This is a genomic window from Amycolatopsis umgeniensis, assembly GCF_014205155.1.
GTDB classification, from domain to species: domain Bacteria; phylum Actinomycetota; class Actinomycetes; order Mycobacteriales; family Pseudonocardiaceae; genus Amycolatopsis; species Amycolatopsis umgeniensis.
This window is the reverse complement of record NZ_JACHMX010000001.1, coordinates 524,521-547,830: the sequence shown is the minus strand read 5'-3', so window position 1 is coordinate 547,830 and position 23,310 is coordinate 524,521. Positions and strand designations below refer to the sequence as shown.

The 23,310-nt window shown below is 68.6% G+C and carries 24 protein-coding genes; 17 read left to right on the top strand and 7 right to left on the bottom strand.

Annotated elements, in window-relative coordinates; all coding sequences use genetic code 11:
* Positions 1-81: 81 nt before the first annotated feature.
* Positions 82-1,269 carry a lytic transglycosylase domain-containing protein gene (locus tag HDA45_RS02380; protein WP_184891667.1) on the bottom strand — a complete coding sequence of 396 codons (1,188 nt, stop codon included), beginning with the start codon at positions 1,267-1,269 and terminating at the stop codon, positions 82-84.
* Positions 1,270-1,520: 251 nt separating this feature from the next.
* Here HDA45_RS02380 and HDA45_RS02375 point away from each other — a divergent pair, with 251 nt between their 5' ends.
* From HDA45_RS02375 to HDA45_RS02365, 3 genes are all read left to right on the top strand, one after another.
* Positions 1,521-2,084 carry an ArsR/SmtB family transcription factor gene (locus HDA45_RS02375; RefSeq protein ID WP_184891666.1) on the top strand — a complete coding sequence of 188 codons (564 nt, stop codon included), beginning with the start codon at positions 1,521-1,523 and terminating at the stop codon, positions 2,082-2,084.
* A gap of 110 nt (positions 2,085-2,194) precedes the next feature.
* Positions 2,195-4,516 carry a penicillin acylase family protein gene (locus tag HDA45_RS02370; protein ID WP_184891665.1) on the top strand — a complete coding sequence of 774 codons (2,322 nt, stop codon included), beginning with the start codon at positions 2,195-2,197 and terminating at the stop codon, positions 4,514-4,516.
* Positions 4,513-5,847 carry an alpha/beta hydrolase family protein gene (locus HDA45_RS02365; protein WP_184891664.1) on the top strand — a complete coding sequence of 445 codons (1,335 nt, stop codon included), beginning with the start codon at positions 4,513-4,515 and terminating at the stop codon, positions 5,845-5,847. Before HDA45_RS02370 ends, HDA45_RS02365 begins: the two co-directional genes overlap by 4 nt.
* Before the next feature lie 107 nt (positions 5,848-5,954).
* On the opposite strand, the gene HDA45_RS02360 is transcribed toward HDA45_RS02365, so the two are convergent.
* Positions 5,955-6,755: a carbon-nitrogen hydrolase family protein gene (locus HDA45_RS02360; RefSeq protein WP_184891663.1), complete on the bottom strand. Its 801-nt coding sequence runs from the start codon at positions 6,753-6,755 to the stop codon at positions 5,955-5,957.
* A 104-nt stretch (positions 6,756-6,859) separates the two neighbouring features.
* Between HDA45_RS02360 and HDA45_RS02355 the strand changes: the two genes are divergently transcribed.
* On the top strand, positions 6,860-7,519 hold the full coding sequence (locus tag HDA45_RS02355; RefSeq protein WP_184891662.1) for a GntR family transcriptional regulator: 660 nt from the start codon (positions 6,860-6,862) through the stop codon (positions 7,517-7,519).
* On the opposite strand, the gene HDA45_RS02350 is transcribed toward HDA45_RS02355, so the two are convergent.
* The gene (locus HDA45_RS02350; protein WP_184891661.1) at positions 7,507-8,667 is read right to left on the bottom strand and encodes an agmatine deiminase family protein; all 1,161 of its coding nucleotides are present in this window, start codon (positions 8,665-8,667) and stop codon (positions 7,507-7,509) included. The genes HDA45_RS02355 and HDA45_RS02350 overlap by 13 nt on opposite strands.
* 86 nt (positions 8,668-8,753) lie before the next feature.
* On the opposite strand from HDA45_RS02350, the gene HDA45_RS02345 reads away from it, so the two are divergent.
* Positions 8,754-9,320 carry a TetR family transcriptional regulator gene (locus tag HDA45_RS02345; protein ID WP_184891660.1) on the top strand — a complete coding sequence of 189 codons (567 nt, stop codon included), beginning with the start codon at positions 8,754-8,756 and terminating at the stop codon, positions 9,318-9,320.
* Entirely contained in the window at positions 9,321-9,635 is a 315-nt protein-coding gene (locus HDA45_RS02340; RefSeq protein WP_184891659.1) for a sporulation protein, read from the top strand. It begins immediately after the preceding gene.
* Here HDA45_RS02340 and HDA45_RS02335 read toward each other — a convergent pair.
* Positions 9,595-10,281 (bottom strand): TetR family transcriptional regulator, encoded by a 687-nt coding sequence (locus HDA45_RS02335; protein ID WP_184891658.1) that lies wholly within the window; start codon positions 10,279-10,281, stop codon positions 9,595-9,597. The genes HDA45_RS02340 and HDA45_RS02335 overlap by 41 nt on opposite strands.
* A 53-nt stretch (positions 10,282-10,334) precedes the next feature.
* Here HDA45_RS02335 and ligD point away from each other — a divergent pair, with 53 nt between their 5' ends.
* Positions 10,335-11,273, top strand: a complete 939-nt coding sequence (gene ligD / locus HDA45_RS02330) for a non-homologous end-joining DNA ligase (protein ID WP_184891657.1) — start codon at positions 10,335-10,337, stop codon at positions 11,271-11,273.
* Between the two features lie 191 nt (positions 11,274-11,464).
* Here the strand turns inward: ligD and HDA45_RS02325 are convergent, their stop codons facing one another.
* Both HDA45_RS02325 and HDA45_RS02320 read right to left on the bottom strand, forming a co-directional pair.
* Positions 11,465-13,849, bottom strand: coding sequence for an ATP-binding cassette domain-containing protein (locus tag HDA45_RS02325; RefSeq protein WP_184891656.1), 2,385 nt, complete (start codon positions 13,847-13,849; stop codon positions 11,465-11,467).
* Between the two features lie 151 nt (positions 13,850-14,000).
* Entirely contained in the window at positions 14,001-14,504 is a 504-nt protein-coding gene (locus HDA45_RS02320; protein WP_184891655.1) for an Lrp/AsnC family transcriptional regulator, read from the bottom strand.
* 93 nt (positions 14,505-14,597) lie between these two features.
* Here HDA45_RS02320 and HDA45_RS02315 point away from each other — a divergent pair, with 93 nt between their 5' ends.
* The 7 genes from HDA45_RS02315 to pspAB all read left to right on the top strand — a co-directional run bounded on the left by HDA45_RS02315 (position 14,598) and on the right by pspAB (position 20,062).
* Positions 14,598-15,782, top strand: coding sequence for an MFS transporter (locus HDA45_RS02315; protein WP_184891654.1), 1,185 nt, complete (start codon positions 14,598-14,600; stop codon positions 15,780-15,782).
* 138 nt (positions 15,783-15,920) lie between these two features.
* Positions 15,921-16,109: a hypothetical protein gene (locus HDA45_RS02310; protein WP_184891653.1), complete on the top strand. Its 189-nt coding sequence runs from the start codon at positions 15,921-15,923 to the stop codon at positions 16,107-16,109.
* 45 nt (positions 16,110-16,154) lie between these two features.
* On the top strand, positions 16,155-17,297 hold the full coding sequence (locus tag HDA45_RS02305; protein ID WP_184891652.1) for a type III PLP-dependent enzyme domain-containing protein: 1,143 nt from the start codon (positions 16,155-16,157) through the stop codon (positions 17,295-17,297).
* Complete coding sequence (gene speD / locus HDA45_RS02300) at positions 17,287-17,658, top strand: adenosylmethionine decarboxylase (RefSeq protein WP_184891651.1); 372 nt, start codon at positions 17,287-17,289, stop codon at positions 17,656-17,658. Before HDA45_RS02305 ends, speD begins: the two co-directional genes overlap by 11 nt.
* Positions 17,658-18,518 carry a spermidine synthase gene (locus tag HDA45_RS02295; RefSeq protein ID WP_184891650.1) on the top strand — a complete coding sequence of 287 codons (861 nt, stop codon included), beginning with the start codon at positions 17,658-17,660 and terminating at the stop codon, positions 18,516-18,518. Before speD ends, HDA45_RS02295 begins: the two co-directional genes overlap by 1 nt.
* Before the next feature lie 118 nt (positions 18,519-18,636).
* Positions 18,637-19,356 carry an ANTAR domain-containing protein gene (locus tag HDA45_RS02290; protein ID WP_343071961.1) on the top strand — a complete coding sequence of 240 codons (720 nt, stop codon included), beginning with the start codon at positions 18,637-18,639 and terminating at the stop codon, positions 19,354-19,356.
* A gap of 148 nt (positions 19,357-19,504) precedes the next feature.
* Positions 19,505-20,062, top strand: a complete 558-nt coding sequence (gene pspAB / locus HDA45_RS02285) for a PspA-associated protein PspAB (RefSeq protein WP_184891648.1) — start codon at positions 19,505-19,507, stop codon at positions 20,060-20,062.
* A gap of 14 nt (positions 20,063-20,076) precedes the next feature.
* Here the strand turns inward: pspAB and HDA45_RS02280 are convergent, their stop codons facing one another.
* Positions 20,077-20,295 (bottom strand): hypothetical protein, encoded by a 219-nt coding sequence (locus tag HDA45_RS02280; protein WP_184891647.1) that lies wholly within the window; start codon positions 20,293-20,295, stop codon positions 20,077-20,079.
* 314 nt (positions 20,296-20,609) lie between these two features.
* Between HDA45_RS02280 and HDA45_RS02275 the strand changes: the two genes are divergently transcribed.
* From HDA45_RS02275 to HDA45_RS02265, 3 genes are all read left to right on the top strand, one after another.
* Positions 20,610-21,416 carry a universal stress protein gene (locus HDA45_RS02275; protein ID WP_221470990.1) on the top strand — a complete coding sequence of 269 codons (807 nt, stop codon included), beginning with the start codon at positions 20,610-20,612 and terminating at the stop codon, positions 21,414-21,416.
* Positions 21,417-21,496: 80 nt separating this feature from the next.
* Complete coding sequence (locus HDA45_RS02270) at positions 21,497-22,177, top strand: response regulator (protein ID WP_184891645.1); 681 nt, start codon at positions 21,497-21,499, stop codon at positions 22,175-22,177.
* Between the two features lie 32 nt (positions 22,178-22,209).
* Positions 22,210-23,289 carry a PAS domain-containing sensor histidine kinase gene (locus HDA45_RS02265; protein ID WP_221470989.1) on the top strand — a complete coding sequence of 360 codons (1,080 nt, stop codon included), beginning with the start codon at positions 22,210-22,212 and terminating at the stop codon, positions 23,287-23,289.
* Positions 23,290-23,310 lie beyond the last annotated feature (21 nt).

Here is a 23,310-nt window from a genome sequence, read left to right as displayed (position 1 = left end):
AGGGACCGCACTCGTGTGATCGGGGACGGGACTCACGTGATTGGAGGCCGCACTCGGGTGTGCGGTCCCTGATCACGTGAGTTACGGGGTGGGCGAAGCGGAGCTGGTCGGGGTCGTCTCACCGGTGTTGCCCGCCGGTGTCGACGACGGCGGCGCCGAAGACGTGCTGGACGGCGGAGGCGTCGATGACGGGGGCGTGCTCGAAGGCGGTGTCGACGAGGGCGGGGTCGAGGACGGCGGGGTGCTCGTCGGCTTCGAGGGCGAAGTGCTGCTCGGAGGTGTGCTGCTGCTCGGCGGGAACGACGTGCCGGGCAACGGGGTCGGCGGCGGGGTGGTCGTGCCGGGCGGGGGAGTGCCTGGCAGGGTGGGCACCGGGACCTGACCACCGGGCACGCCGGCGGCGACGTCCGGGGAGTCGGGGGCGCCGACCGGGACCTGGCTGTCCGGGAACGTCGCGACTCCGCCGCGGTAGGAGACCGCCCACCGGATCACGGTGTCCACATAGGACAGCGAGTGGTTGTAGCGGTACACCGCCACGCGCTGGGTCTGCTCGGACGTCAGGTCGACGCCGCCGGAGCAGAGGTAGCGGCCCGAGCCCAGCGTCGCGTCGTAGATGTTGTTCGGGTTCGACTCGCCGTCGCCGTTCCCGTCGGAGGCGTAGCCCTTCCACGTGGACGGGATGAACTGCGTCGGGCCGACGGCGCGGTCCCACACCGTGTCGCCGTCGTACTTGCCGCCGTCGGTGTCGGAGATCGCGGCGAACGGGCCGGCGCCGTTGAGCTGCGGGCCGAGGATCGGTTCGAGTGTGTTGCCCTTGGCGTCGACATAGCCGCCGCGTGCGTGGTTGGACTCGATGCGGCCGATGCTCGCGATCAGCGCCCAGTCGATGTGACAGCCGGGCAGTTCCTTCGCGAGGATGTCGGCCGCGTTCTTGTACGCCTTCATCATGCTCGCCGGGATGCCGAGCGCGCCCGACGGCGCGAACGAGCCGCCGACGTTGCCGGTGCCGCCGGGGACCGTCAGCGGGTCCGGATTGGGCGGCTCGGGGAGGCTGCCGTCGACGGCGATCTCCGGGACCGTGCCCACCGGCGGTTGCCAGGCCGCGGCCTGGTTCTGCGGTGCGGCCGGTTTCGGCGCGGCGATCGGCGTGTCGGGACCCGCCGAGGCGGTGACCGCGGGCAGGACGGCGAGCGCGCCACCGGCGAGCGCGAAGGCCGTCCGGTGCCGGGCGGACAGCCTGTCCGTCTGTCGAGGGCGGTGCTTCGGCATGTTCTCTCCCGCTAGGTCGACTCCGCGCAAAACTATCCGATACAACCGAATTTCGGGGAAGGCGCAACGAAAAACCTGCGAACCTGTCGAGTTTTCGTCCGCCCGGCACAAGACCTTCGTAGTGAAGTTGTCAATTTCACGCTGAGTTCACCGAAACGTCAGCAGAATCCTCGGGCACTTCAAGAACGTGGTCTGAACCGCGTGCAAAGATGTCTTTGCACAATCTCCTTTGCACGAGGTACCTTGGTGCCATGACCGGCCCGCCACCGCCCGAGGAGATCACCGACGCCGCCGTGCTCAAGGCGGTGATGCACCCGTTGCGCAGGCGGATCATGGAGTCGCTGGGCAGGGAGCCCGCCACGGCGACGAAGCTGGCCAAGGAACTGGGGGAGAGTTCGGGCGCGACCAGCTATCACCTGCGAGAACTGGCGAAGTACGACTTCATCGACGAGGCACCGGAACTCGCGCACGGCAAGGAGCGCTGGTGGCGCGCGCGGCAACGGGACATCCGCTGGCCCCGGCACAGCGAGCAGAGCGAAGAGATGCGCGCGGTGTTCGACGAGGCGCAGCGCGCCGCGTTCAACGAGGACCTCGAGCAGATGGCGCGCTTCCTCGAACGCCGCGACGAGCTGGGCGAATGGGGTGACGCGCTGGTGTTCTCGCGTGGCGCCGTGCACGTCGAACTCGAAGAGCTCAAGCAGTTCTGGGAGGAGTACCTGGAGCTGTTGCGCCGCTACTGGCGGCCGGAACCCGGCCCGGACGCGCGGAAGGTGTACGTGCGCTGGACGGCGTTCCCGGATCCGGACGGAGAGTAAAGGGGGAACCGAAAACCGGTGGGAGAGCGGCCACTCGACCACCGACATCGCGTCACCACGCCGGACGGCGTGTCTTCACGAACGAACTCCAAACACAAAGGGGGAGCAGCATGCTGCTCTGGAAACGGATCGCGGCCGTCGGCGCCGCGATGAGCCTCCTCGCGGCGGGGACCGCGACGGCGGCGCAACCGCCGGATGGCGTATCCCGGGCGGATGCCACCATCCGCTACACCGAGTACGGCATCCCGCACATCGTCGCGAACGACTACGTGAACCTGGGCTTCGGTCAGGGGTACGCCGCGGCCAAGGACAATCTCTGCGCGATCGCGGACGTCGCGGTCACGACGCGGGCCGAGCGGTCCCGCTGGCTCGGCCCGGACGCGCCGCCGACGAGCGGGGTGAGCCAGGCGAGCACGAACCTCGCCAGTGACCTGTACTTCCAAGGCCTGAACGAAAGCGGCGCCGTCGAGCGGATGCTGGCCGAGCCGGCGCCGCGCGGGCCGTACCGCGAGGTCCGCGAACTGATCCGCGGTTACGTCGAGGGCGTCAACAAGTATCTGCGCACCGGGAAGAACACCGACCCGGCCTGCCGGGGCGCCGGCTGGCTGAAGCCGATCACCGAACTCGACGTCTACCGGCACAGTCACGCGATCGGGATGATCTTCGGGCAGGGCGGGGTCGCGGACTCGATCACCGCGTCACTTCCGGGTGCCCCGCCCGCGGGCACGGGACGTGAGCAGATGACCGGGGAGACCGGTATCGGCAGCAACGCGATCGCGATCGGTTCGGCCGCTTCGGCGAACGGGCGCGGTGTCTCGCTGGCCAACCCGCATCTGCCGTGGCAGCTGGGCGGGACCAGGCTGTGGCAGTCGCAGCTGACCCTGCCGGGCAAACTCGACGTCAGCGGCGCCGGTGTCGTCGGTATCCCGCTGATGTGGCTGGGGCACAACGAAACCGCGGCTTGGAGCGGCACGGCCACCGACACGACACGCACGTACACGCTGTTCGAGCTGAAGCTCGTCCCCGGCTCGCCGACGACGTACCTGGTCGACGGGAAACCCGAGCGGATGCGGCGCTCCGACGTGAGTGTCCTGTCCCGCAAGGCGGACGGCACCCTGGAGCGCGTCGTGCGCCCACAATGGACGACCAGATACGGTCCGGTGACGACCAGGCTCGGCCAACGGGAACTGCCGTGGACGGCGTCGAGCGCCTTCGCGATCGCGGACGCCAACGCCGGGAACCTCGGGATGACGAACTCGATGTTCGAGATCGCCCGCGGCCGGACGGCGGGGGAAATGATCGACGCGGTGCGCAGAACACAGGGGTTGCCGTGGATGAACATCCTCGCCACCGACGATCGCGGCCGGGTGGAGTACAGCCAGATCCACGGGGTCCCGCACGTCACCGACGCGAAGGCCGCGCGGTGCAACACTTCACTGGGCAAGGAGCTGTTCGAGGCCGACGGTGTCGCGGTACTCGACGGCTCCAGGACGGCCTGCGCTTGGGGCCGTGACGGCGACGCGCTGCGGCCCGGCGTCTTCGGACCGGCCAGCCTGCCGAACCTGACCCGGGACGACTACCTGGCGAACTCGAACGACAGCTACTGGCTGTTCAACCCCACCGCGCCGAAAACCGGCTTTCCCCGGATCGTGGGTCCGGTGCGTTACGAGCAGAACATGCGGACGCGGGGCGGCTTCATCGAGATCGCCGATCAACTGGAGAAGGGCGGGTTCACCGGGCAGGCCATGCGGGACTTGATGTTCTCGCATCGCGACCACGCGGCCGAACTCGTGCGAGCCGATGTCGTCGGGATGTGCGCCACGATGCCGGGAATGGACGCCGCGTGCGCCGCACTGGCGGGTTGGGACGGGCGTTCGGACACGGGCAGCCGGGGCGCGCTGCTGTTCGATCGCTTCTGGTCCCTTGTGGACCGAATGGGGCCCGGCATCTGGAAGGTGCCTTTCGATGTCAAGGATCCTGTCCGCACTCCGAACACCCTCGACACCGGGAACACGGCGATCCGCAAGGCACTCACGGACGCCGTCGCCGAGCTGACGGCGGCGAAGATCCCGCTCGACGCGCCCTACGGCGACAACCACTACGTCGAACGCAACGGCAAGAAGATCCCGCTCGGTGGCGGGACCGCCGGGCGCGGTGTCTACAACTCCTTGGGCGGGCCTTGGGATCCGGCTCGCGGATACACCGAGATCGTGCACGGCGGGACGTATCTGCACGTCGTGGCATTCAACGGTACCGGTTGCCCGGATACGACGACGCTGCTGACCTACTCGCAGTCCGCGAACCCGGAATCCGCGCACCACAGCGACCAGACGGAGCTGTACTCGCGCAAGCACTGGGTCACCGAAAGGTATTGCGAGAAGGACATCCTCGCTTCGCCGTCGCTCGAGGTGGTCCGGGTGAGCAGGCGATGATCGCCGCGCTGCTCGCCGCCGTCGTCGCGGTGTCGTCACCGGTGCCCGCCGCCGCTCCGGCCGGCGACGTCTCGTTCACCAGCCATGGCGTGACCTTGCACGGAACGGTGGTCGCGCCGGAAGGCGGCGGCCCGGCGCCGGGCATCGTCATGGTGCACGGTTCCGGCGAACACGACAGGGACGACTACCGCGCCGAGGCCGAAGCCTTCGCCAAAGCGGGGATCGCGACGTTGATCTACGACAAGCGGACCGAGGGCTATTCGCTGTTCGAGCGGGATTACTCGGTACTGGCCGATGACGCGCTCGCCGCGGTCCAGGCACTGCGCTCGCGTCCTGGCGTGGATCCGGCACGTGTCGGCGTCTGGGGCTTGAGCGAAGGCGGCTGGGTCGCGCCGTTGGCGGCGTCGAGGTCGAAGGACGTCGCTTTCGCGATCACCGTCGGCGCCAACGGGGTCTCGCCCGACCGTCAGCAGTCGTGGGCCTTGGAGACCTACCTGCGGCACGGCGGGGTCGACGGCTCGATGGTGGACATGGTGGCGTCGACGAACATGCGGACCCTCGCGGGCGCCGGTTTGTTCCCCGAAGCCGGGTACGACCCGGTACCGGTGCTGGAGAACCTGCGGCGGCCGGTGCTCGGGCTGTGGGGTGAACTGGACCGGCTCACCCCGCCCGGCGAGGCCGTCCGGATCTTCCGGGAAACGTTGGAACGGGCCGGGAACCAGCAGTACACGCTGAAGGTGTTCCCTCAGTCCCAGCACGCGCTCCGGCGGACCACCGACGGTTTCGACAAACTCGACGGGTTCGCCCCCGGCTACCTCGACCTCGTCGGGACCTGGGTGAACGGCCTCGCGGACGGGCCCGTCCGGCCGTCCTCGGATCCGCCACCGGAGCAAGCGAGTCAGAGCGTCGCCCTGGCACCGCTCTCGTGGTACGAGACGCCGTGGCTGCAGCTCGCCGGGTGGGCGCTGGCGTTGCTGGCGTTCGCGGCCTATCCGGTGACGGCGTTGTTCCGCCGTCGCGAGGAAGTGCCGCTCGCGCGGCCGGCCCGCTGGCTGGCGTCGACCGGTCTGCTCGCCACGGCGGGATTCCTCGTCTACTACGTCACCTTGTCGATGGGGGCGGCGATGGCGCCCGGGCCAGTCCTTTTCGGACGGACGCTGCCCTGGCTCGCGTTGCAGCTGCTCGCGGTGGGCGTCGTCATCGCCGGTGTGGTGACGGCGGTTTCGTGGTGGCGGCGCGAGGATCGCGGGGGAGTCCGGGTCGGGCTGTTGCTGGCCGGAACGCTTCTGTTCGTCCCGTGGGCGGTCCAGTGGGGACTGCTGGTGCCGTGACGTGAAACCTGGGTGCCGGGCGGCCACCCGGCACCCAGGCGAACGGAAGCCGCGTCACCACGCCCGAGGGCGTGTCTTCACGAACGGACCTCCGATTCAGAAGATACTCAGGACCTCGGGGTGACGGCGAACCGGCGCAGCTCCAGAGCCGGGTTCTTGGCGCGCACCTCGGAGATCCGCTCGGCGGAGACCTCGCCGGTCGCGGTGCCCGTGCGCTCGCCGAGCGAGGCGACGACGACGCCCATCGGGTCGACGATCATGCTGTGCCCCGAACCGGTCGGCGCGGCCTGCCCCGCGGCGACGAGATAGATCGTGTTCTCGATCGCCCGCGCCCGGATCAGGGTGGTCCAGTGGTCTTCCTTGAGCGGGCCGGGCATCCACTCGGCGGGCAGCAGCACCGCGTCCGCCCCTGCGTCGACCAGCCTGCGGGTGACCTCCGGGAACCGCAGGTCATAGCAGGTCTGGAGACCGAAGACGATCCCGTCGACCTCGAAGGTCTCCGGGGCTTCGATGTCGCCGGGCCGGACCAGCTCCGATTCGCGGAAGCCGAAGGCGTCGTACAGGTGCAGTTTGCGGTAGAGCGCGGCGATCGCCCCGTCGGGACCGGCCGCGACGAGCGTGTTCGAGATCCGTTCGCCGCCGGGCAGAGCCTCGTTGATGCCCGCGACGACGGTGATCTGCCGGTCCTTCGCGAGACCGCGCAGTTCGGTGACGAACCGGCCGTCGAGGTCTTCGGCCGAGGTCAAGAATTCCCGGCTCATCGCCGCTACGGTGAACAGCGAGTACTCGGGCAGCACGACCACCCGCGCCCCGCGGTCGGCCGCTTCGCCGACGAGGGAGGCGACGCGGGCGACGTTGGCCTCTTTGTCGTTGCCGGGCGCGAACTGCGCCACCGCGACGTGCACCATGGGACCCCTTCCGATAGGTGGAAGTCTTGTATACATGATGGATACTTAGCTGGTCCAGGTGTAGGGTCTGGTGCGGAGAGTGACTGCCGTAGAGGGGGAGCGAGATGACTGTGACCGCCGAGGGGGGCGGCCCGGCGCGCGAGCGGGTCTACACGTGGCTGCGCGACGGAATCATCTCGGGCGAGCTGGAAGGCGGCCGCTTCCTCGACGAAATGTGGGTTTCCGGTGTCGTCGGGGTGTCCAGGACGCCGGTGCGCGAGGCGTTCCACCGCTTGGCCGCCGAACGGTTCATCAGCCTCTTGCCCCGCAAGGGCGCCCAGGTGCGCACGGTCACTTCCAGGGAGCTGGAAGAGGTCTACCAGAGCAGGCGGCTGATCGAAGGTCACGCCATCGCGACGCTCTGCGCGAACCGCGCCGGAGCCCCCGCCGAAATGGCCGAACTCATCGAAGAGATGGTGCGCGCCGGCGCCGAACGCGACTGGTTCGCCGTTTCGGGGCTGGACCGCCGATTCCATCGCGCCATCGTGAACGCCGCGGGCAACACCGTCCTGACCGAGTTGTACGACACGCTCCGCTCGCGGCAGCAGCGGGTCACGGTCCGCGCGCTGGAGGCGCGCCCGGAGCGGCTGACGGTGATCAACGACGAACACCGGGCGCTCGTCGCCGCACTGGCCGACCACGACGTTAAAGAGGCATCACGGTTGCTGGAGCAGCATTTGCGCCCGGTGTCCGAAGTGATGTCGTTGCTGCCTCAGGAAGGCTGACCCGGCTGGTCGTGCGTCGAGCAGTGGATCCCGCCGCCGCCCGAGGCGATGGTCGAGATCTTCACCGGCACGATCTCGCGGCCGGGGAACTGCTCGCGCAGGATCTGCTGCGCGCGCTCGTCCGCCGCGGCGTCGCCGAACTTCGGCACGAAGACCGACTTGTTCGCGACGTAGAAGTTGGCGTACGAGATCACGCTGTCTTCGCCGTAGCCTTCGACCTTGTCCGGATCCGGCTGGACGAGATCGATCACCTTGAAGGGTTTGCCGTCGGCGTCGGTGGCGCCCGCGAGGACCGACCTCGCCTGATCGGCGGCACGGGACCACGAATCGGGCGGGGTGCCGGGGGCGGCCTTGTCCAGCAGGACCACGCCGGGAGCGGTGAACCGGGCCAGGCAGTCGACGTGGGCGTCGGTGATGTCCTCGCCGCGGACACCCGCGAACCAGATGACCTTCCGGACGCCGAGCACCTTCTTCAGCTCGTCTTCGATCTCCTGGCGGCTCTTGCCCTTGTTGCGGTTGTCGTTGACCAGTGAGCTTTCGGTGACCATCAGCGTTCCGGCGCCGTCGGTCTCGAACGAACCGCCCTCGGCGGTGATCCAGGTTTCGGTGCGGGCCAGGCCGTATTTGCTCAGCACGGACCGTGCGACGGCGTTGTCCTTGTCGTGCGGTTTCTGCTTGTCGCCCCAGCCGTTGAAGTTGAAGTCGACGCCCGCGACCTTGCCCGCCTCCTCCACGAACACGGGGACGGTGTCCCGCGCCCACAGATCGTCGACCGGGATCGGGACGACCTCGACGGTGTCGCCGCAAGCCTGCTGAGCGGCGTCCGCGTGCTCGGGCCGGGCGAGGAGCACCACCGGTTCGTAGCCGGCGATCGCCTTGGCGAGACCGGCGATCTCCTCGCGGACGGCCGGCAGATCCTCTGCCCAGATGGACTTCGACGCGGGCCAGGACATGTAGGTGCGCGCGTGGCTTTCCCATTCGGCGCCCAGTTTGCGGGCCGCCGCGGCGGCGGGCTCCGGCGACTCGGCCGTCGGCGCGGGTGCGGGCTCGGAGGGGCTCGACGAGCACGCCGCGCTCCCGACCGAGACGGCGCCGATCGCCGTCAGGGCGCGCAGAACCGTGCGGCGGGGAAGGGACGAATCGAACACTGTGCACTCCTTGGCTGAACCGATGGCGACACGATAGCATCCTGACTGAAAATTCAGTCAGGACGAAACCGCTAGGGTGAACACCCGTGTTCGAACGTCAGCAGAAGATCTTGGAAGCGGCCGTGCGAGTGATCGCGCGCAGCGGTGTGCGGGGCCTGCGGGTCGAGAAGATCGCGGCCGAAGCCGGGATCTCGACTTCGCTGATCTACTACCACTTCATCAATCGCGCCGGGCTGCTCCGGAAGACGCTGGAGTTCGTCAGCGATCGCGCCGCCGGGTACACCGAGGAGGCCGCGGCCGGTGCGGGTGACTCCCGCGCGGAGCTGGAACTCCTGCTGTTCGGGGAACTCCAGGACACCCAGGCGGTGCGGGAGAACAGCACGGCCTGGGGCGAGCTACGGGCCAGCGCGGTCTTCACCCCCGAGCTGCGCGAACCGCTGGCGGAGTCGACCCGGATCTGGGTGGCGGAGGTCGCCGACGTGATCCGCGGCGTCCACGGCGCCGAGGTCAAGGCGGAGGACGCGGCGGAGCGGCTGACAAGCCTGGTCGAAGGACTCAGCGAGCGGTGGCTTTCTGGTTCGATGGGCCTGGACAGGGCGCGAGACCTGCTGCGCGGCGCGATCGCGCTGGAACTGGACGGGCTGGGGGCCTGAATGGGACTCGAGAAGATCGTCGGCGTCATGCGTGACAACCTCACCGTCCGGCGTGTCTACGGCGAACCGGTCGAGAAGGACGGCGTCGTGGTGATCCCGGCGGCGAGCGTCATCGGCGGCGGAGGCGGCGGGCACGGCTCCGAACAGGAAAAGGAAGGCGAGGGCGGTGGCTTCATAGTGGCCGCTCGCCCTGTCGGCGCGTACGTGCTCAAGGGCGGCGACGTGCGCTGGGTGCCCGCGGTGGACCTGACGGTCCTCGGCGTCGTCTTCGCCGTCATGGTCGCGACGATCCACAAGGCCCGGCGTCGGCGGTGATCCCGGTGAGGATGAGGTCGACCCCGGTGAGGAACTGCTCGCGGTCGTCGTGCTCGCGCACCTGACCGGCGATGGACTTCATGAACGGGTACTCGTCGGAATCGAGCTCTTCCCACGCGTTCGCCGCGGCGTGGAGGAATTCGGCACGATCCACGTCGTCGAGCACGCGGACGTTCGCGGCGTTCTGGCCCGCCGCGCCGAAGATGTAGTGCGCCAGCGCCGAGGTCGCCGTGAACCAGGTGGCTTCGGGTACGCCGAGCGCGCTGACCCGCTGTCCGATGTCCTCGAAGATCCGCGGTGTCACCGAGCCCCAAGGGCTACGGGAAAGCTGTACGGCTAGTTGCGGGGAAAGCCACGGGTGCCGGGCGATCGCGTCGAACAGGCCCAGCGCGAGGGTGCGGATCTCGTCCTGGGGTGATCCCGTGGTTTCGACGGCCAGAGCGTTCGAGACGACGGAATCGGTCGCGGCGTCGAGCAGTTCCGCCTTGTTCGCCACGTGCCAGTAGATCGCACCGGGACCGGTGGTGAGGCGTTCGGTCAGCGTCCGGAAGGTCAGCCCGCTCTCGCCGTCCGCGTCGAGGAGTTCGACGGCGGCTTCGACGATGCGCTCGCGGGACAATGCCTCCGCGCGGGTCCGTGGTGCCATGCCGTTCATCCTGGCAGAGCGCGGGCCGGTCGCTTTCGGGCTAGTTTCCCTGCATGGCGAAAAGCTCGGCGGTGGAGATAGAGGTCGGCGACCGGACCGTGCGCGTCTCGAATCCGGATCGCGTCTACTTCCCGGCGCGGGGTGAGACCAAACTCGACCTCGTCCGGTACTACCTCGCCGTCGGCGACGGGATCGTGCGCGCGCTGCGAGAGCGGCCGTGCATGCTGCACCGGTTCCCGTCCGGGGTCTCGGGGGAGAAGGTCCACCAGAAACGCGTCCCGAACGGTGCGCCGGACTGGTTGCAGACCGTCCGCGTCGACTTCCCGTCCGGCAGGCACGCCTACGAGCTGTGCGTCACGCATCCCGCCGACGTGATCTGGGCGGTGCAGATGTCGACCGTCGAGTTCCATCCCTGGAACTCCCGCCGCGCCGACACCGAACGCCCCGACGAGTGGCGGATCGACCTCGACCCGATGCCCGACTGCCCGTTCTCCACCGTGCGGAAGGTCGCCCACACCGTCCACGAGATCCTGGACGAACTCGGCATCACCGGCTGGCCGAAGACCTCCGGCGGCGCCGGCCTGCACGTGTACGTCCGGATCGAGCCCCGGTGGGGTTTCCAGGAGGTCCGCCGGGCGGCGCTCGCGTTCGCCCGGGAGGTCGAGCGCCGGATGCCCGACGAGGTCACCACCACCTGGTGGCGCAAGGACCGCGATCCCGCGAAACTGTTCGTGGATTACAACCAGAACGCCCGGGACCACACGATCGCGAGCGCTTACTCGGTCCGCGGCGTGCCCGAGGCCGTCGTCTCGACCCCGATCACCTGGGACGAGATCGACGACGTCGAGCCGCGCGAGTGCACCATCGCCACGATGCCCGCGCGCTTCGCCGAACTCGGCGACCTGCACGCGGGCATCGACGACACGGCGTACTCGCTGGACACCCTGCTCGAGTGGGCCGATCGGGACGGCCTCGAGACCGAGGGCCAGTGACTCACCGCATCTAGAGGACTAAATGCCGGTGTTGTGGTGGGGTTGGCTGATGTTGCGAAAGCCACTTTCGCAACCTTCAACGTTGCGAAAGTGGCTTTCGCAACCCCGCCTCAGGTCATCCGCGACCGACGCCTCACCAGACCCCGGTCAGTGACTCACCGCATCTAGAGGACTAAATGCGGGTGTGGTGGTCACTTGCCGACGTAGGCCGCCAGGTGCTCGCCGGTGAGCGTCGAACCGGCTGCGACGAGGTCTGAAGGCGTGCCCTCGAAGACGATCTTGCCGCCGTCGTGGCCGGCACCGGGGCCGAGGTCGATGATCCAGTCGGCGTGCGCCATGACCGCCTGGTGGTGCTCGATCACGATCACGGACTTGCCCGCGTCGACGAGCCGGTCCAGCAGGCCGAGCAGGTTCTCGACGTCGGCGAGGTGCAGACCGGTGGTCGGCTCGTCCAGGACGTAGACGCCGCCCTTGTCGCCCATGTGCGTCGCGAGCTTCAGCCGCTGCCGTTCACCGCCGGAGAGCGTGGTGAGCGGCTGGCCGAGGCTGAGGTAGCCGAGCCCGACGTCGTTGAGCCTGCCGAGGATGGCGTGCGCGGCCGGGACGCGTCCTTCGCCTTCGCCGAAGAACTTCTCGGCCTCGGACACCGGCATCGCGAGCGCCTCGCTGATGTTCTTGCCGCCGAAGGTGTACTCCAGCACCGAGGCCTGGAACCGCCTGCCCTCGCACTCCTCGCAGGTGGTCGCGGTACCCGCCATGATGCCGAGGTCGGTGTAGATGACGCCCGCGCCGTTGCAGTTCGGGCAGGCGCCCTCGGAGTTGGCGCTGAACAGTGCCGGCTTCACGCCGTTGGCCTTGGCGAACGCCTTGCGGATGGGCTCGAGCAGACCGGTGTAGGTGGCCGGGTTGCTCCGCCGCGAGCCGCGGATGGGTGTCTGGTCGACCGAAACCACGCCTTCCGCGGCGGGGATCGACCCGTGGATCAGCGAACTCTTGCCGGAGCCCGCGACACCGGTGACGACGCAGAGGACGCCGAGCGGGACGTCGACGTCGACCTTCCGGAGGTTGTGGCGGTCCGCGCCGCGGATCTCCAGTTTGCCGGTGGGCTTGCGGACGCCGTCCTTGAGCGACGCCCGGTCGTCGAGGTGCCTGCCGGTGCTGGTGTCGCTGGCGCGCAGGCCTTCGACGGTGCCCTCGAAGCAGATCGTCCCGCCCTCCGTGCCCGCGCCGGGGCCGAGGTCGACGACGTGGTCGGCGATGGCGATGGTCTCCGGCTTGTGCTCCACGACCAGCACCGTGTTGCCCTTGTCGCGCAGCTGTCGCAGCAGGTTGTTCATCCGCTGGATGTCGTGCGGGTGCAGGCCGATGGTGGGCTCGTCGAAGACGTAGGTGACGTCGGTGAGCGAGGAGCCGAGGTGCCTGATCATCTTGGTCCGCTGCGCCTCACCGCCGGAAAGCGTGCCGGACGGCCGGTCGAGCGAGAGGTAGCCGAGCCCGATGTCCACGAAGGAGTCGAGCGTGTGCTGCAGCTTCTCCAGCAGCGGCGCGACCGACGGCTCCTTGAGCCCGCGGACCCAGCCGGCGAGGTCGCTGATCTGCATCGCGCACGCGTCGGCGATGTTGATCCGCTTGATCTTCGAAGACCGCGCGAGGTCGCTGAGCCGCGTTCCGTCGCATTCGGGGCAGGTGGTGAAGGTGACCGCCCGGTCGACGAACGCGCGGATATGCGGCTGCATCGCCTCGCGGTCCTTGGCCAGGAAAGACTTCTGGATCGTGGGGATCAAACCCGAGTAGGTCAGGTTGATGCCTTCGATCTTGAGCTTGACCGGCTCCTTGTAGAGGAGGTCGTCCAGCTGCCTCTTGGTGAACTTCTTGATCGGCTTGTCGGGGTCGAAGAAACCGCAGCCGCGGAGGATCCGGCCGAACCAGCCCTCCATGGAGAACCCGGGGATCGAAAGCGCGCCCTCGTTGAGGGACTTGGTCTCGTCGTACAGCGCGGTGAGGTCGATGTCGTTGACCTTGCCCCGGCCCTCGCAGCGGGCGCACATACCGCCGGTGATGCTGAATTCGCGGCGTTCCTTCGTGGTCCGCCCGCCCTTGTCGATGGTGACGGCACCCGCCCCGGAGATCGAGGCGACGTTGAAGGAGAAGGCCTGCGGCGAGCCGATGTGCGGTTTCCCGATCCGGCTGAAGAGGATGCGCAGCATCGCGCTGGCGTCGGTGGCGGTCCCGACGGTGGAGCGCGGGTCGGAGCCCATCCGCTGCTGGTCGACGATGATCGCGGTGGTGAGGCCGTCGAGCACGTCGACCTCGGGCCGGGCCAGCGTCGGCATGAAGCCCTGCACGAAGCTGCTGTAGGTCTCGTTGATCAGCCGCTGCGATTCCGCCGCGATCGTGTCGAAGACCAGCGAGCTCTTGCCCGAGCCGGACACACCGGTGAACACCGTCAGCCGCCGCTTCGGCAGCTCGACCGCGACGTCCTTGAGGTTGTTCTCGCGGGCGCCCAGCACGCGGATCAGGTCGTGGCTGTCGGCGGGGTGCTCCTCGGGCGGCTGCGGCCTGGTGGTCTTGCTCATCGTGTCTCCATCCTCATGTGGGCCGCGTGTACGGTCCGTCAGCCTCACCGGGCTCGATCTAACCAGTTTCGAGCCGTTCGTCCTCTTCAAACGTTCGGTGATCACGCTAGGTGAGTGCGCAGGCGCTCGCTTCTCGATTCCTGACCGGTGGTCAGACGCTCCAGCCCTCGCTCCTGGTCGCCTTGAGGAAGTCCTCGACCGGCGGGCCGACCGGCCTGCCCTCGTACTGCGTCGACAGCACCACCGACGATCTGATCTCGCCGTGTTTGCCCAGCCGTTCGAAGAGGCCCTCGAGATGTTCGAGCGACACCGCCCGCACCTTCAGCATGGTGCAGCGGTCGCCGCTGAGGCGGTGCAGTTCGACCACCTCGGGGTAGTCCTCCGACTTGCTGGTGCGCAGCAGGCAGCTGCCGAGCGAGCAGCGCATCTCGACGAACGCCTGCAGGTCGTACCCGGCGCGGCGCGCGTCGACCTGGGCGCGATACCCGGTGATGACGCCGGCCTCCTCCAGCCGCCGGACCCGTTCGGCGACGGCGGGTGCGGAGAGGTTGACACGGCGGCCCAGTTCCTTGAACGAGAGCCGCCCGTCGCTCTGGAGCGTTTCGACGAGCCGCCAGTCGAGGTCGTCCAGCGCTCTTTCCGATCGTAAGGTCATCGCGCCCGGATTCCTTTCATGATGCGCCTCGCACCCCCGCGAGGCCTTCGTCAGCCTATTCGCCGGAGCCTCCGGAATCCCTAGGTTTGAATCATGAAACCGATGTTCGCGCTCTTCATGGGCGTCGCCTGCCTCAGCACCGCGGTCGTCGGCCTGTCCACCACGGCGGCCTTGATCGTGGTCGAGCACGCCGGTGCCGCGTGGAGCGGGCTGCCGAACGCCGTGCTGGTACTCGGTTCCGCCGCGGGTTCGCTGTCGTCGGGAGCGCTGGCCGCCCGCTACGGCAGGCGGTTCGTCCTGGTATTGATGTACGGCGCCGCTGTGGCGGGCGCGCTGATCTCGTTCGCGGGGGTCCTCGGCGGGTCCGTGCTCGCGCTGGTGGCGGGTATGCCCTTGATCGGCTTCGGCAACAGCGGGGCGCAGCTTTCGCGGTACACGGCCGCCGACCTGTCGCCCGAGCACCGCAAGGGTTTCGCACTGTCCACAATGGTCTGGGCGGGGACCGTCGGCGCGGTCGCGGGGCCCGCCTTGATCGCGCCCGCCGCGGCGCGGGCGGAGGCGGCCGAACTGCCCGCCCTGTCCGGTCCGATCCTGGCGGGCGCACTCGTCGTGGCCGTCGCGGTGGCCGCCGTCGCCTCGCTGCCGCGTGGGCTCGCCGCCCCGGTGGAGGGTGTGCCGCGGCGGGAGCGGATGTCCGTGCGGAACCCGGTGATCCTCGGGCCGCTCGTGGCGATGGTCGGCGCCCAGGTGGCCATGGTGGCGGTGATGACGATGACCCCGGTCCAGTTGCACCAGCACGGTCAGGGACTCGACGTCGTCGGCTGGGTGCTGAGCGCGCATCTGATCGGGATGTTCGCGCTGGCACCGTTGTCCGGCTGGATCACCGACCGCTGGGGCGGCCGCACGGCCATCTTCGGCGGGATCGGCACACTCGCCGTCGCGGCGGTCACCGCGATCGGCGCGCCCGATTCGCCTCATCTGGGCATCCCGGTCGCGATGTTCCTGCTGGGCTACGGCTGGAACCTGGTGTTCGTCGGCGGCAGCGGCATGCTCAGCCGCGAGTTGCCGCCCGCCCAGCGAGCGAGGGCGCAGGGCACGGTCGACGCCTTCGTCTGGGGGACCTCGGCGGCGGCGAGCCTCCTCGCCGGGCATCTGTTCGGCCTGGGTGGATACGTTCTGGTCGCCATCGCGGGCGGTCTGTGCGCCCTCGTCCCGCTCGCGGTGATCGGCCGCCGGGCGGCCGTGCCGGAGCCGGTTGAAAAAGTCGTCCGCCGCTGATCTGCGAAACCCGGGTCCTGCCGTCATACTGCTTCACTCCGACACGAACGAACCCGTGATGACACAGATCACGTCGGTGACCGATTCGAGGGGTCCTAGGGTGAAAGCAGACAAGATGCGGGAGATCGGGGGTGCACGATGAGCGAGTTCGCGGTGAATCTGCGGGACCGGGTACGGCAGGCGAGGGAGGACGTCCGGATCGCCAGGCGGGACTCGGATGAGGACCGTGCCTCCGCCGTCGGCGCCGATCTGGCCAATCTGGAGCGACTGGCCGCCGAGCACGGGGTGGAACTGCCCACACAGGCCTCGGACGACGCCCGGGCGTGACCCCGGGTTCCGCCCCGATGATCGGCCTTTGACACCCTGGGGCTCGTGACCGCAAGCCTGAACCGGATCCGCGCCTTCCTGTCGGATCGTGAGCCGCCGACACCGTGCCTGGTCGTGGACACCGACCTGGTCGCGGAGCGTGCGGCCGCGGTCTCGGCGGCGTTCCCGGGCGCGCTGATCCGGTACGCGGTCAAGGCCAACCCCGTTCCCGAGGTGCTCGACGCGGTGCTGTCGACCGGGGCGGGGTTCGACGTGGCGGGTACGGCGGAGATCGGGTTGTGCCTGTCCCGGGGCGCGCGGGCGACGGAACTGGCCTACGGCAACACGATCAAGAAACCGGCGGACATCGCTTTCGCGTACGCGCGCGGAGTCCGTGAATTCACCACGGATTCCTCCGGTGATCTGGCGAATCTGGCCGAGCACGCGCCCGGCTCGCTGGTTTCGGTCCGGCTGCTGACCGGCGGTCCGGACTCGGTCACGCCGTTCGGGCACAAATTCGGCTGCGAGCCCGCGGTGGCCGCCACTTTGCTCCGTCAAGTAATGGAAGCGGGGCTGCGCCCGGGAATCGCGTTCCACGTCGGCTCTCAGCAACCGGATCCGACCGCTTGGGAGATCGGGATCGCGACGGCGGCCAAGGTCGCCGCCGAAGCCGGTGTCCGCCTGGAGCGGCTCAACATCGGCGGCGGGTTCGCCACCGAGCACCGGGAACCCGTGCCGTCTCTCCCGGACTACGCGGCGGTGATCCACGACGCCCTCGCGGCGCATCTGCCCGGACCGGAACTGATGCTCGAGCCGGGCCGCGTGATCGTCGCGGACGCCGGTCTCATCAGGACCGAAGTCGTCCTGGTGACCACCCGCGCCGCCGCCGACGAACGCCGCTGGGTGTACCTCGACGTCGGCAGGTACAACGGAATGGCGGAGTGTGAGAACGAAGCCGTCGCGTATCGGCTGGAGGCCGTCGGCGTTAAGGGTCCGGAAGGGCCGGTGGTCCTCGCGGGACCGACCTGCGATGGTGACGACGTGCTGTACCAGCGGACGCCGTGCGCGCTGCCGAGGTCGTTGAAGGCGGGTGACCGGCTGGACATCCCGGGCACGGGTGCCTATACCGCCAGCTATTCGTCCGTCGCCTTCAACGGGATCGAGCCGTTGCGCACCTATTGTGTGGGGAGGTTCGCCGATGCCTGGTGAAGAGTCACTCGTCGGCCGGTTCGCCGGCCGTCACGTCCTCGCGGAGTTCGAGGGCATCGAGCCGTCGCTGCTCGACGACGCCGTGCTCCTGAAGAAGACCCTCGCCGAAGCGGTGACCGAGGCGGGGGCGACGGTCTGCGAGGTCGTTTCGCATTCTTTCGCCCCGCAAGGGGTCACCGTACTCGCGCTGCTGGCCGAATCGCATGCGTCCGTGCACACCTATCCGGAGATCGGGTCGGTTTTCGTGGACGTGTTCACCTGCGGCGACCGGGCGGATCCGGAGCGTGCCGTCGCGTTGCTGGCGAAGATGCTGGGCGCCGGCACCGTCCGGATGTCCACTGTGGAACGAGGAGAGAACTGATGGCGCAACGAGTGATCGTCGAGCCGATGGGCGCGGGGCTCACCCGGAACTGGGACGTGGAGGAGGTCCTGTTCGAGGGCCGTACCGCGTTCCAGAACGTCCTCATCGGACGGACGGCGCAGGGGATCTCCCTGTTCTGCGACGACGAGCGGCAGAGCACGGAGCTGAGCCAGCTCGTCTACCACGAGGCGTTGATGATCCCGTCGCTGCTGCTCGCGGACCGTGTTGAGCGCGTGCTGATCATCGGCTCCAGCGAAGGGGTCGCTTCCGAACTCGCTGTCGCCGCCGGGGCCGAGGTGGTCGACCACGTCGACATCGACGCCGAGGCTGTCCGGGTCTGCGCCGAATACCTTCCCTACGGCTACACGCTCGAAGATCTCGCCCTTGCGGAAAAAGGGGAAGGAAAGATCCGTGTCCACTATCGCGACGGCTGGGAGTTCCTCGCCGAAGCGCGGGAGCGCGGGGATTCCTACGACGTGGTCGTGATCGACCTGCCGGACGAGAACGACGATCCGGAGGCACAGCACAACCGGTTGTACGGTAACGATTTCCTGGCCCGGTGCGCGGCTCTGCTGGCTGAGGGCGGGGTGGTCGGCTGTCAAGGGGGCTGCCCCACACTGTGGCGTAACCAGACGCTGATCACGTCGTGGCGCCGGTTCACCGAGTCGTTCGGGACCGCTCTTTACTACGGCTCGGACGAGCACGAGTGGGCTTTCCTCAGTGGCAGGGCCGATGTGCTGATCGATCCGGTCGCCTTCGTCGCGGAGAAGATCGGCAAGGCGGGAATCGGAGAGTCCACTCTGGACGAAGATGCACTGCGGGCGAATACCGTTCCGCCGATTTCCCTGCGGAAGCAATAAGAACCTCGCGGACGGCGGCTCGGCGGCATCACCCGGTCGCCGTAATCCGAGACGTCCTCGTGCAGGATCCTCCATCTGGGCGTTGCCGGGTGCCATGGTGCGGGCCAAAATCGCTCTAGTGAATATCTGGCGCGAGGGGATCGTCGCAGGGGTGGACAGGGAGTCCGCGGTCTGCGCGGCATTCACGGGTCTGACAGCGAGTGTCACGGAGGATCTCGGTCCGGATCGGATCGTGGACACGCTGTCCAGCGAATGTGTGCGGTTGCTGCCGATCGACTCGATGGAAGTCTTCCTGCCCGGTCTGAAACTCGAGCGATACTCCGCGGCGGGCGAGAAAGGGCCCGCGCGTGAGTCTTTCGAAACCGGCAACGACGTCGCGGTCAAGGACCTCTCCGCCGAGGTCGCGCGCTGGCCCGATTACGTCGCCAGGATGACGGATCTGGGCTATGCCGCGGTTTCCGCACTTCCGTTGCGCACGATGGAGGAAACCGTCGGTGCGGTCACGTTCCTCAGTGTCGAAACCGCGGTCTTGAGTGCCGAAGACCGACGGCTGGGTCAGGCGCTGGCCGATGTCGCGACCCTTTGCCTTCGCCAGCAACGGGAAGTGCGCCACTACCGGACGCTTTCGGCACAGTTGCAGTCGGCGCTCGACAGCCGGGTCATCATCGAGCAGGCGAAGGGCGTGCTCGCCGAGCGTGCCGGTATCGGAGTCAGCACGGCGTTTCAGCGGATGCGCTCCTTCGCCCGCAGTTCGAACAGCAAGCTGTCGGACGTCGCGCACGCTGTCGTGGACGGTACGGTGGACAGCGAGAAACTTCTTCGGCCGCGAGGCCGGTGACAACTACCGAAAATCGACCGGAAGTCGCCGGTAGGGCCGTTGGTCACCTGAACCGGGGACTTGTCCCGGTGAACGCGCGACCGTGCGGCCCTTGGGCACGAAGGCCCGATGGGAAAGGCTTCACGCCTAAGAGAGGATGCGTGAGGTCATGGCGCTGCTGGGAAGCCTTCTGGGGAAGAGCCGCTCGGTACGGCCGAGCCTGCTTCCGTTGCTGGAGCTGAGGTCGGCGGTAGTGACGCTGAGGTCCGGATACGGGCTCGCACCGACCGGGTCGGGGACGGTCTGCTTCATCCCCGACGGTCGTCCGGGTGACGGGACGGAAGCGGAGATCATCGCCGGTCTCGCCGGGGACTCCGCCCGCCGCAACGTGGTCACCCACGACGCGCACGGACGGACGATCGTGCGCTGCTGGCGGGAGAACGGCGATCTGGGCTGGCTGCTCGACGACCTCGTCGATGTCAACGACAGGCTCGCGCAGGCGGGCTTCGCGTCCTGGCTGCTGCACACGACCGTCGACTTCGCCGAACTGCGGGACATGCGTCATCCGAGGCTGACGATGGTCTACCGCCGGGAGCGCGGTGCGTTCTACCCGTACGCCCCACGCGGCACCCGAGGACGTGACCGGGCAGCGGAACTGAAGATCCGCTCGTCGCTGACCAGGATCGTGCCGATGGAGGCCGACATCGGCCGGTGGCGCCCGGTCTGACGGGCCGCCCGGTCTCAGCCGGTCGCGCCGCTGAGCCAGCCGCGCAGCCGCTGGACGCGCCGGTCCCGCGGGTTCCATCGCGGGAAGTGGTAGCGGGTGGCATCGTTCTTGGCCGGCGCCTCGGGTTTCACCGCGACCCTCGGCGGTTTCTCGAGTTCGGCGGATACCAGCATCCGGAGGGCGCCAGCGTGCGTGCCGGGACGGCGGCGGGTCTCGCAGATCCTCGTGGTCACGTCCCGGTCACCCTTTCCCCTCGCCGATCCGGCAGTTTGTCACCCTCGACCATGCGGTATCGCGGGCCACTCCGGTCACCGCCGAAGGTAGTGGCATCGAGGGCACAAAGACCCCACTAAGTCGCCGATCGGGTACGGCGTGTCACGGCTTGGCCTCGAATGGCCGAGCCCGTCGGCGACGGTGGGACAATGTCCGGCGGAATCCCCGTCTCCCGTTCTGGGAAAAGGACTTCATGCCCTGTGCCCGCGTCACGCGGGCGGGCAGGCTGTCGGCGGACGTCCGCCGGTGACGGCGGCGGGACGGGAGGCCGGTGATGACCGGGATCCAGCGGCGTGCCGACGTGGTCGTCGGCGTGGACTCCTCGCAGTCTTCGCGGGCGGCGGTGCGCTGGGCGGCGGGGGAGGCGGCGAGGCGGGACAGCACCCTGAAGCTCCTTCACATCGACGGACGTCGCTGGGAGAGCGGTGCGGCACAGGACAACCTCACCGCCGCGAGTGTCGCGAAGGAAGCCGAGCCGGCGGTGCCCACCGAACACGAGGTGAAACTCGGCGAGGTCGCGGGCGAACTGGTCGCGGCGTCGAGGTCGGCGTCGCTGCTGGTGCTGGGAACACACGGTTTCGGCGCGCTGCGCGGAGCCCCGATCGGCGCGGTCGCCGCGGAGGTGGCAGGCCACGCGGGGTGTCCGGTGGTCGTCGTCCGCGGGCTGACCGCCCCCCGTCGGGGTGAAGTGGTCGTCGGGGTCGATCCGTCCGGTGCCAGTGAACGGGCCCTGGCCTTCGCGCTCGACGGCGCTTCGGCGCGGAACACCGACCTGGTCGTCGTCCACGCCTGGCACGACGGCGTTCTCGAAGCGGGTGCCGAGCTGGCGAGTGTGGAAGCGGCGGAGGAACGCGCGCTGGAGGACCGGATGGCGGCCTGGCGTGACAAGTACCCCGGCGTCGGCCTCCGGCTCGCGATCGTCCGCGACCGCAACGTGGCCCGCGCGCTCATCCGCGTCGTCCCGCACGCGGGGCTGATCGTGATCGGCTCGTCCGGTGGTGGGCTCGGGAGCACGGCGCAGGCGCTGCTGGGCCGCGCGCGGTGCCCGGTCGCACTGGTCGGCGGACCGGCACGAGGGTGAATGCGGCCGTGAGCAGGATTGCTTTCCTGGAATCTGCCGGACAATGGTCCCGGCGAGACCACGATCGACGGAGAAGGTGCATGGTTGATCCGACCTCCCCGCTGCCCCTGCCCCCGGCCGCGGGTCCGATCAGGGTGCTCCTGGTCGAGGACCACAAGATGGTCGCCGAGGCACTCGGCGCCGCTTTCGAGGAGTTCCCGGAGATCCACCTGGTGGCGTCGGTGGAGTCCCTCGCGCACGGGATGATCGCGGCGGAGGAGCATCTGCCCGACATCGTCCTGCTCGACCGGCGCCTGCCGGACGGCGACGGGATCGAGGCGATCGCGAGGTTCCGCGCGATTTCGCCGTCGATCAGGGTGCTCGTGCTGACCGGTGACGCGAACAGCGCCATCGCCGCCAGGATCCTCGAGGTCGGCGGAGCCGGGCTGCTGCTGAAATCGGGTCTCCTCGACGAGCTGGTCACGGCGATCCGCACCGTCGCTGCGGGCGACGTGATCATCGACCCCGAACTGCTCGGCGGGGCGCTGGCCATGCTGGCCGGGAGCTCCGGCAGGCTCGGACCGGTGCTGACCGTGCGGGAACGACAGGTGCTCGGCCTGATCGCCGACGGCGCGGGAACCGACCGGATCGCGGAAGAGTTGCGGCTCGCGCGGAATACCGTGCGGAATCACGTGCAACGGATCCTGGTGAAGACCGGTACCCATTCGAAACTCGAAGCCGTGGCGCATGCGCGGAAGAATGGCCTCCTCGAACGGCCGTAGCGGTGGGGCGTATCCGAGTGCCAAGCTGCACTATGGCCAAGCTGCCATCGGAACAGGCGCCCGATCACCGCAATGCTGTGCTCTTCGAGTTGTTCGTGCACAGCGTCGTCGACTACGCCATTTACATGCTGGACGTCGACGGCCGGGTGATCAGCTGGAACCCGGGGGCGGAGCGGATCAAGGGGTATTCCGAGGAGGAGATCCTCGGGAGGAATTTCTCCGTTTTCTACACCGAGGACGACGTCGCCGACGGGAAACCCGCCACCGAACTGCTGATGGCCGCGGAGGTGGGCAGCCACGAGGACGAGGGCTGGCGCGTCCGCAGCGGTGGCGAGCGGTTCTGGGCCAACACCGTGATCACCGCGTTACGCGACGAGGAGGGCACTCTCGTCGGTTTCGGCAAAGTCACCCGCGACCTCACCGAACGCCGGAAATCACAGGAAGAAAAGACCGGGCGACGGCAGGCGTTCGCGCATTTGGTCCGGGCACAGGAAACCGAACGCCGTCGTATCGCGTGGGATGTTCACGACGATTCCATCCAGTCGATGATCGCGGTGAGCATGCGCTTGCAGATGCTCGCCGCGCAACGGCGGGATTCCGCTTTGATGCAACTCGACGACGCGATTCAAGGGGCGATCCGGCGGCTGCGGATCCTGGTCGCCCAATTGCGGCCGCCCGCGCTGAACGACGAGGATCTGATCGCCTCCGTCCGTGACTACCTCGACGAGGTCGTCGGTGGCTGGGGGCTGGACAGCACGCTGCGCCACGATTTCACCGCCAAACCGCCACCCGACTTCGTCGTCACCGCCTTCCGGATCCTCCAGGAGGCGCTGGTGAACGTGCGGAAACACGCGAACGCCACCGCCGTCGCGGTGTCACTGGCCGGACAGGACGGCGGGCTGCTGGCGGAGGTCGCCGACAACGGTGACGGGATGAAGCCGGGCGGCGAGACCTCTCACGAAGCGTTGTCGGGCGAGCACATCGGTATGGCATCGATGCGTGAGCGCGCGGAAGCGGCGCAAGGATGGTTCCGGGTTTCCAGCAAGCCGGGTGAAGGTACGTCCGTGGCCTTCTGGATTCCGCTGGCCTCTCCCGGGGTCGTGCGGAGATGACGGTCTCCCCCTGGACCTGGG